Origin of the sequence: Streptomyces sp. JHA26 (assembly GCF_002005565.1) — a bacterium.
Lineage (GTDB): Bacteria > Actinomycetota > Actinomycetes > Streptomycetales > Streptomycetaceae > Streptomyces.
Genome location: NZ_BDJC01000037.1, coordinates 67,904 through 75,756, shown reverse-complemented (window position 1 = coordinate 75,756; position 7,853 = coordinate 67,904). Strand labels below are relative to the sequence as shown.

Here is a 7,853-nt window from a genome sequence, read left to right as displayed (position 1 = left end):
CCCGCCGGCGGTGCCGTACGAGCCGGTGCAGCGGGTGACGTCCGCCGCGCACCCGCACGGGAGCGAAGTGCGGCACCTCGCACAGGGGCGGGGCGTCGGCGCCGAGCGGCTGCGGGAAGGGAACGGCGGAACGGGACACGGTGACCACCACCTGTGGACGAGGGATCGGCTTGCGAACCCACGATGAGGCCTCTCGCCGTCTCCCGCCGGAGCCCGTGGACCACCGGCCGGTTGGGGAAAACCCCCTCACCCGATCCGGCCGTTCCGCCTGCCTCGCGCCTCGCGCCCCGTGCTCCGCGCCCCGTATCTCTGACCCCGGCCCCCCGGCCCGCCTAGGGCAGCGTGATCCCCGGGTCCATCCCGCCCAGCGCCTGACCGCACCGGCAGTCCCGCTCCCCGGCCGCCGGCAGCGCGGCCACCGCGTCGAACAGCACGCCCCGCAGCCGGTCCACGTTCGCGGCGAACACCCGCAGCACCTCCTCGTGCGAGACGCCCTCACCGCTCTCGGCCCCGGCGTCGAGGTCGGTGACGAGGGTCAGCGAGGTGTAGCAGAGCTCCAGCTCACGGGCGAGCGCGGCCTCCGGATGGCCGGTCATGCCGACCACCGACCAGCCCTGCGCCCGGTGCCACGACGACTCCGCGCGAGTCCCGAAGCGCGGCCCCTCGACCACGACCAGGGTGCCGCCGTCCACCGGCTCCCAGTCCCGCCCCCGCGCCGCCTTCAGCGCGGCGGCCCGCCCGGCGGGGCAGTACGGGTCGGCCAGCGACACGTGCACCACGCGGGGCACCGTGCCGTCGGGCAGCGGCATCCCGTCGAAGTACGTCGACGGGCGGGAGAGCGTCCGGTCGACGAACTGGTCCGGCACCAGCAGCGTGCCCGGCCCGTACTCGGGGCGCAGTCCGCCCACCGCGCACGGACCGAGAACCTGGCGCACGCCGACCGAGCGCAGCGCCCACAGGTTGGCCCGGTAGTTGATCCGGTGCGGCGGCAGATGGTGGCCGCGTCCGTGCCGGGGGAGGAAGGCGACCCGCCGGCCGGCGACCTCGCCGAGGAAGAGGGAGTCGCTGGGCGGCCCGTACGGGGTGTCCACCCGGACCTCGGTCACGTCGTCGAGGAACGAGTAGAGACCGGAGCCGCCGATCACGCCGATCTCGGCGTTCGCCTTGTTCGCCATGCCCGCACCCTAACCGGGGAAGGGAACGCCGAGGACCCCGCCGTCGGACGACGGCGGGGTCCTCGAGGAAAGCCCTGTGCGGCGAGAAGCCCTACGCGGCGGTGGTGCTCGAGGAGGAGCTGCCGGAGCTCGACGCCGAGGACGACGAACCGGCGCTCGACGACGACGCCGAGGACGAGGACGACGACGAGCTCGACGACTTCGAGGACGACGCCGGCGAGCTGCTGGACGAGCTGCCGCGGCTGTCGTTGCGGTAGAAGCCGGAGCCCTTGAAGACGATGCCGACCGCCGAGAACACCTTCTTCAGGCGGCCCTGGCAGTTCGGGCACTCGGTCAGGGCGTCGTCGGTGAACTTCTGCACCGCCTCGAGGCCCTCGCCGCACTCGGTGCACTGGTACTGGTACGTCGGCACTGTCTTCCTCCTGGCACTCTCACTCGATGAGTGCTAACGACGATCCATAGTGACGTATTCCGGGGGTTCAGTCCACTGCGGCGGGCGTGCGGTGACCGACGCCACGTGCGACCGTCCGGCCGCGGGCCGGTGTCGCGAGGCGCGAGCGCAGGGTCACCAGCACCGCCAGCGCGAGCACGGTGCCGCCCATCGGGACCAGGAATCCGGCGCCGTCCCAGAGGCGGTCCTCCAGCTGGCCGGCGACCGTGACGGCCGCCGCCTGGCCGAGCGCCACGGCGCCGGTCAGCCAGGTGAAGGCCTCGGTGCGGGCACCCGCCGGCACCAGGTCCTCGACCAGCGTGTAGCCGGTGACCAGGGCGGGCGCGATGCACATGCCGACGAGCAGGCCGAGGCCGGCCAGCACGAGGACCGAGTGCGCGGCCCACAGACCGGAGGCGGCCAGCGCGAGGGCGGTGTAGCCGACGAGGAGGCGGCGCTGCGGGGCCACCTTCCAGGCGATGGCGCCGCAGGCCAGGCCGGAGAGCATGTTGCCCGCGGCGAAGACGCCGTACAGGACGCCGTTCATGCCGGGCTCGCCGATCGACTCGGTGAACGCGGCCAGCGAGACCTGCATGCCGCCGAAGACCGAGCCGATGCCCAGGAAGATCACGGCCAGCACGCGCACGCCGGGCACGCGCAGCGCCGGAACGTGCTCCACGCGCGCGTGGCCGCCGTCCCCGCCGCCGACCGGCGGCTGGGTGCCCTTCTGCGCGGCGAACAGCAGACCGCCCACCAGGGTCAGCGAGGCCTCGGTGACCAGTCCGGCGGCGGGGCCCACGCCCGTGCACAGGGCGGTCGCCAGCAGCGGGCCGAGGACGAAGGTCAGCTCGTCCGTGACCGACTCGAAGGCCGCCGCCGTGCTCATCAGCGGGGTGCCGCCCAGCTTCACGCCCCAGCGGGCGCGCACCATGGGCCCGATCTGCGGCACCGAGGCGCCGGTGGGCACGGCCGCCGCGAACAGTGCCCACAGGGGGGCGTCCGAGAGCGCGAGGACGGTCAGGGCCAGACCGGACAGGGTGTGCACGAGCACGCCCGGCAGCAGGACGGCGCGCTGCCCGAAGCGGTCGGCGAGCCGGCCGCTGTAGGGGGCGAACAGGGCCATGGAGACGCCGGTGACCGCGGCGGCGGCGCCCGCGACGCCGTAGGAGCCGGTGGTGTGCTGCACGAGCAGCACGATGGAGATCGTCAGCATGGCGAACGGCTGGCGGGCCGCGAAACCGGGAAGCAGGAACGTCCAGGCGCCGCGGGTGCGCAGCAGTTGTCCGTATCCGGGGCGGGAGGGCGCGGTGGTGCGCGTCCCCTCCGGCGACTTCTTCGACGGGGTGACCGTGGATGCCACGGCCGTGCCTTTCTGCCGCCTGGTAGCGCCGGTCCCGCCTGGTGGCTGTCGCCGTGCGGAAGCGCCGAGAGCTGTCCTCTTGCGCGGACTGCGGTAGTTACCGGAGCCCGGCTCACGGGGCGTTCCGGCCGCCATACGGTCGCGCCAGCTCTGCGTCAGGCAGAGTTGGTTCGATCAGGTGCCGCCTTCATCCTACAGGGGGCAAGAGGACCGGTACCTGTGAAAGCGAGCACCCCGTCCCCGTTCACCTGCTCTTCGCGTCGTTCCCCGTGGTGCCGAGCCAGCCGGCGAGCTTGCCGCCGTGGCCGACCGCGCGCAGTCGGGCCTCGGCGGCGTCCCGGACGGGGTCGGTGGCGACGACGAGGAGTTCGTCCCCGCGCCGCAGCCCCGTCGTCGGCAGCGGCACGAACGACGTGCCGCCGCGCACGACCAGCGTGACGGCGGAGCCGGCCGGCAGCCGCAGCTCGCTGATCTCGACGCCGTGCATCCGGGAGCCCTCGGGGATCGTGACGGACAGCAGGTGTCCGCGCAGCCGCTCCAGGGGCGCCGACTCGATGCCGAGGTCGGCGGCCTCGTCCCCCTTGCCCAGGTGCAGCTTGCGGGCCAGCCAGGGCAGGGTCGGGCCCTGGATCAGGGTGTAGACGGCGACCAGGACGAAGACGATGTTGAAGATCCGGCGGCTGCCCTCGACGCCCTCCACCATGGGGATCGTCGCGAGGATGATGGGCACGGCGCCGCGCAGCCCGGCCCAGGACATCAGGGCCTGCTCCTGCCAGGGCACCCGGAAGGGCAGCTGGCACAGCACGACGCTCAGCGGCCGGGCCACCATGGTCAGCACCAGTCCGATGACCAGGGCGGGAACGACGTCGTCCCCGAGTTCGTGCGGGGTGACCAGCAGGCCGAGCAGCACGAACATGCCGATCTGGGCGAGCCAGCCGAGCCCGTCGGCGAAGCCGCGGGTGGCGGGCCAGTGCGGCAGCCGGGCGTTGCCCATCACCATCGAGGCCAGGTAGACGGCGAGGAAGCCGCTGCCGTGCGCCATGGCGCCGGCCGCGTAGGCGGCGACGGCGATGGCCATGACGGCGATCGGGTACAGGCCGGAGGCGGGCAGCGCCACGTGCCGCAGCCCCCACGAGCCCAGCCAGCCCACCGCGAGTCCGATGGCGGCGCCGATGGCCAGCTCCAGGGCGATCTCGCCGAGCAGCACGTACCAGTGCTCGATCGGTCCGGCGGTGGAGAAGGCGACGACGAGGATGACCACCGGGGCGTCGTTGAAGCCCGACTCGGCCTCCAGCGTGCCCGTTATGCGTGCGGGCAGGGGGATCCTGCGCAGCACCGAGAAGACCGCCGCCGCGTCCGTGGAGGACACCACCGCCCCGACGATCAGTGCCTGCCGCCACTCCAGCCCGGTCAGGTAGTGCGCGCCCGCGGCGGTCACCCCGACGCTCACCGCGACTCCGGCCAGCGCCAGCGCGGAGGCGGACGGCAGGACCGGTCTGATCTCCTTCCACTTCGTGCCCAGACCGCCCTCGGCCAGGATCACGACCAGGGCCGCGTACCCGATGACCTGCACGAGTTCGGCGTTGTCGAACTCGATGTGGCCGATGCCGTCCTGGCCCATGGCGATGCCGATGGCCAGGTAGACGAGCAGGCTGGGGAGTCCGCTGCGCGAGGAGATCCGGACCGCCGCGACGGCGATGAGCAGGACGAGCGAGCAGACGAGCAGGAGCTGGTTGAGGTGGTGGACAGTCAGCGGCCGTTCCCTTCCCTGGCGCACGGAACCCGTGCGCGTGAGCGCACGTACATGGCACACGAGACCGCGGGATTCCGCGGCCGACTACTTCGTTACCTTACCTAACTCTTGACGATTTCTTGACGCTCGGCTTGGCAAGATCGAACGCCCGTGCACGCCGGTACCCGACTCCGCGTCAAGGGGCGGTGGGCCCTGCGCCTACAGTTGCTCCAGCGTTCAGTACAAAGCACAGCCCGCCCCTGCCGCTCGTGTTAGGACAGCAAGGACAGCGATGCCCCCCACCAACACCGCCTCTTCGGGTCAGCAGCCCGGCAAGTCCGGAAGGAAGAAGGGGCGCAAAGCACGCCTTCTCGTCCTCGTGCTGGTGCTGGCCATCATCGGCGGCCTCGCCTACGGGGCGTACTGGTCCATCAGCACCGTCCGCGCGTCCTTCCCGCAGACCAAGGGCTCCCTCACGCTGGAGGGCCTGTCGGGCCCGGTCGACGTCAAGCGCGACGGCTACGGGATCCCGCAGGTCTACGCCTCCTCCGAGGAGGACCTGTTCATGGCGCAGGGCTACGTCCAGGCGCAGGACCGGTTCTACGAGATGGACGTGCGCCGCCACATGACCTCCGGGCGCCTGTCGGAGATGTTCGGCAAGAGCCAGATCGACAACGACGAGTTCCTGCGCACCCTGGGCTGGGACCGGGTGGCGAAGAAGGAGTACGACGAGAAGCTCTCGGACTCCACCAAGAAGTACCTCCAGGCGTACTCCAAGGGCGTCAACGCCTACCTGGAGGGCAAGGACGGCGCGGACATCTCGCTGGAGTACGCGGCGCTCGGCTTCACCAACGACTACAAGCCGCAGGAGTGGACCCCGGTCGACTCCGTCGCCTGGCTGAAGGCGATGGCCTGGGACCTGCGCGGCAACATGCAGGACGAGGTCGACCGCGCCCTGATGACCAGCCGCCTGGGCCCCAAGCAGATCGCCGACCTGTACCCGGCGTACCCGTACAGCCGGAACAGGGCCATCGTCCAGGAGGGCCAGTACGACGAGCTCACCGAGACGTTCGAGGGCGGCGGCTCCGCAGGCGACACGGACGACGCGGACGACACGGACGGCACCGGCACCGGCACCGGCACGTCCGGCTCGGGCATCGGTACAGGCACCGGCAGTGCCCTGGAGAGCCAGCTCGCGGGTCTGCAGAACGTCCTGGACGACCTGCCCACCGCCGTCGGCGTGAACGGCAACGGCATCGGCTCCAACTCCTGGGTCGTCTCCGGCAAGCACACCATCACCGGCAAGCCGCTGCTGGCCAACGACCCGCACCTGTCGCCCTCGCTGCCCTCGGTCTGGTACCAGATGGGCCTGCACTGCCGCACCGTCTCCGCCAAGTGCCGGTACGACGTCGCCGGCTACACCTTCGCGGGCATGCCCGGCGTCGTCATCGGCCACAACCAGGACATCGCCTGGGGCCTGACCAACTCCGGCGTCGACGTCACCGACCTCTACCTGGAGAAGGTCACCGGCGACGGCTACCAGTACGACGGCAAGACCGTGCCCTTCGAGACCCGCGAGGAGACCATCAAGGTCGCCGGCGGCAAGTCGAAGAAGATCGTCGTCCGCGAGACCAACAACGGCCCCCTCCTGTCCGACCGCGACGACGAGCTCGTGAAGGTCGGCAAGAAGGCCACCGTCGGCAGCGCCGCGCCCGACCGCGCCGACGGCTACGGCGTCTCCCTGCGCTGGACGGCGCTGGACGCGGGCACCACGATGGACGCCGTCTTCGCGATCGACCGGGCCGAGGACTGGGACAGCTTCCGCGAGGCCGCGGCCCTGTTCGACGTGCCCTCCCAGAACCTGGTCTACGCCGACACCGAGGACCACATCGGCTACACGCTGCCCGGCAAGATCCCGGTGCGCGCCGAGGGCCACGACGGCTCCGTCCCGGCGCCGGGCTGGGACCCCAAGTACCGCTGGACCGGCAAGTACATCGACCAGGACGAGCTGCCCTACGAGTACGACCCCGACCGCGGCTACATCGTCACCGCCAACCAGGCGGTGATCGACGAGGACGCGTACCCGTACACCCTGACCACGGACTGGGGCTACGGCACCCGCAGCCAGCGGATCACCTCCCTGATCGAGCAGAAGATCAAGGACGGCGGCAAGATCTCCACGGACGACATGCGGCAGATGCAGCTCGACAACAGCAGCGAGATGGCCAAGCTGCTCGTGCCCCAGCTGCTGAAGATCGACGTCGCCGACAAGGACGTGCGCGAGGCGCAGAAGCTGCTGGAGGGCTGGGACTACACCCAGGAGGCCGACTCGGCCGCCGCCGCCTACTTCAACGCGGTCTGGCGCAACATCCTCAAGCTCGCCTTCGGCAACAAGCTGCCCAAGGAACTGCGGGTCGAGGGCCAGTGCCTGTGGGTCGACCCGGTCAACAGCACCGGGCCCGCGGACGAGATCAGCAAGGTCTACGAGTGCGGTCAGCGCGACGCCGACCAGGCACAGCCGGACGGCGGCGACCGCTGGTTCGAGGTGGTCCGCACGCTGATGGACGACCCGAAGAGCGACTGGTGGACGACGCCCGCGAACGGCACCCGCAAGGGCGCCGACCACAACCGTGACGACCTGTTCAAGCGCGCCATGGTCGACGCCCGCTGGGAGCTGACCGCCAAGCTCGGCAAGGACATCGACAGCTGGAACTGGGGCCGGCTGCACCGCCTGTTCCTGAAGAACCAGACCCTCGGCACCGAGGGCCCCGGCTTCGTGAAGTACGTCCTGAACCGCGGCCCGTGGAAGCTCAGCGGCGGCGAGGCGGCGGTCAACGCCAGCGGCTGGAACGCGGCCGGCGGCTACGGGGTGGTGTGGGTGCCGTCCATGCGGATGGTGGTCAACCTCGGCGACCTCGACAAGTCGCGGTGGATCAACCTCACCGGCGCCTCCGGACACGCCTACAGCGCCCACTACACCGACCAGACGGACAAGTGGGCCGAGGGCGAACTGCTGCCGTGGTCGTTCTCCGGGAAGGCGGTCGACGACAGCACGAGCGACACCCTGGTGCTCAAGCCGTAGGGCCACCACCGGAACCGGAACGGCCTCCACGCGCGCGCGTGGAGGCCGTTCTCCGTGTGCGCGTCAGCGGGCGC

5 protein-coding genes are annotated in these 7,853 nt (G+C 71.3%); 1 reads left to right on the top strand and 4 read right to left on the bottom strand.

Translation table 11 applies throughout. The features are described 5' to 3' along the window. Positions 1-332: 332 nt before the first annotated feature. From JHAT_RS22295 to JHAT_RS22280, 4 genes are all read right to left on the bottom strand, one after another. On the bottom strand, positions 333-1,175 hold the full coding sequence (locus JHAT_RS22295; protein ID WP_077800019.1) for an S-methyl-5'-thioadenosine phosphorylase: 843 nt from the start codon (positions 1,173-1,175) through the stop codon (positions 333-335). A gap of 91 nt (positions 1,176-1,266) precedes the next feature. Further along, positions 1,267-1,587: an FmdB family zinc ribbon protein gene (locus JHAT_RS22290; protein WP_077800018.1), complete on the bottom strand. Its 321-nt coding sequence runs from the start codon at positions 1,585-1,587 to the stop codon at positions 1,267-1,269. Positions 1,588-1,654: 67 nt separating this feature from the next. Then, positions 1,655-2,965 carry an MFS transporter gene (locus JHAT_RS22285; RefSeq protein ID WP_077800017.1) on the bottom strand — a complete coding sequence of 437 codons (1,311 nt, stop codon included), beginning with the start codon at positions 2,963-2,965 and terminating at the stop codon, positions 1,655-1,657. A gap of 244 nt (positions 2,966-3,209) precedes the next feature. After that, positions 3,210-4,742, bottom strand: a complete 1,533-nt coding sequence (locus JHAT_RS22280) for a potassium/proton antiporter (protein ID WP_077800025.1) — start codon at positions 4,740-4,742, stop codon at positions 3,210-3,212. Positions 4,743-4,989: 247 nt separating this feature from the next. Here JHAT_RS22280 and JHAT_RS22275 point away from each other — a divergent pair, with 247 nt between their 5' ends. Next, positions 4,990-7,779 (top strand): penicillin acylase family protein, encoded by a 2,790-nt coding sequence (locus tag JHAT_RS22275; protein ID WP_077800016.1) that lies wholly within the window; start codon positions 4,990-4,992, stop codon positions 7,777-7,779. Positions 7,780-7,853 lie beyond the last annotated feature (74 nt).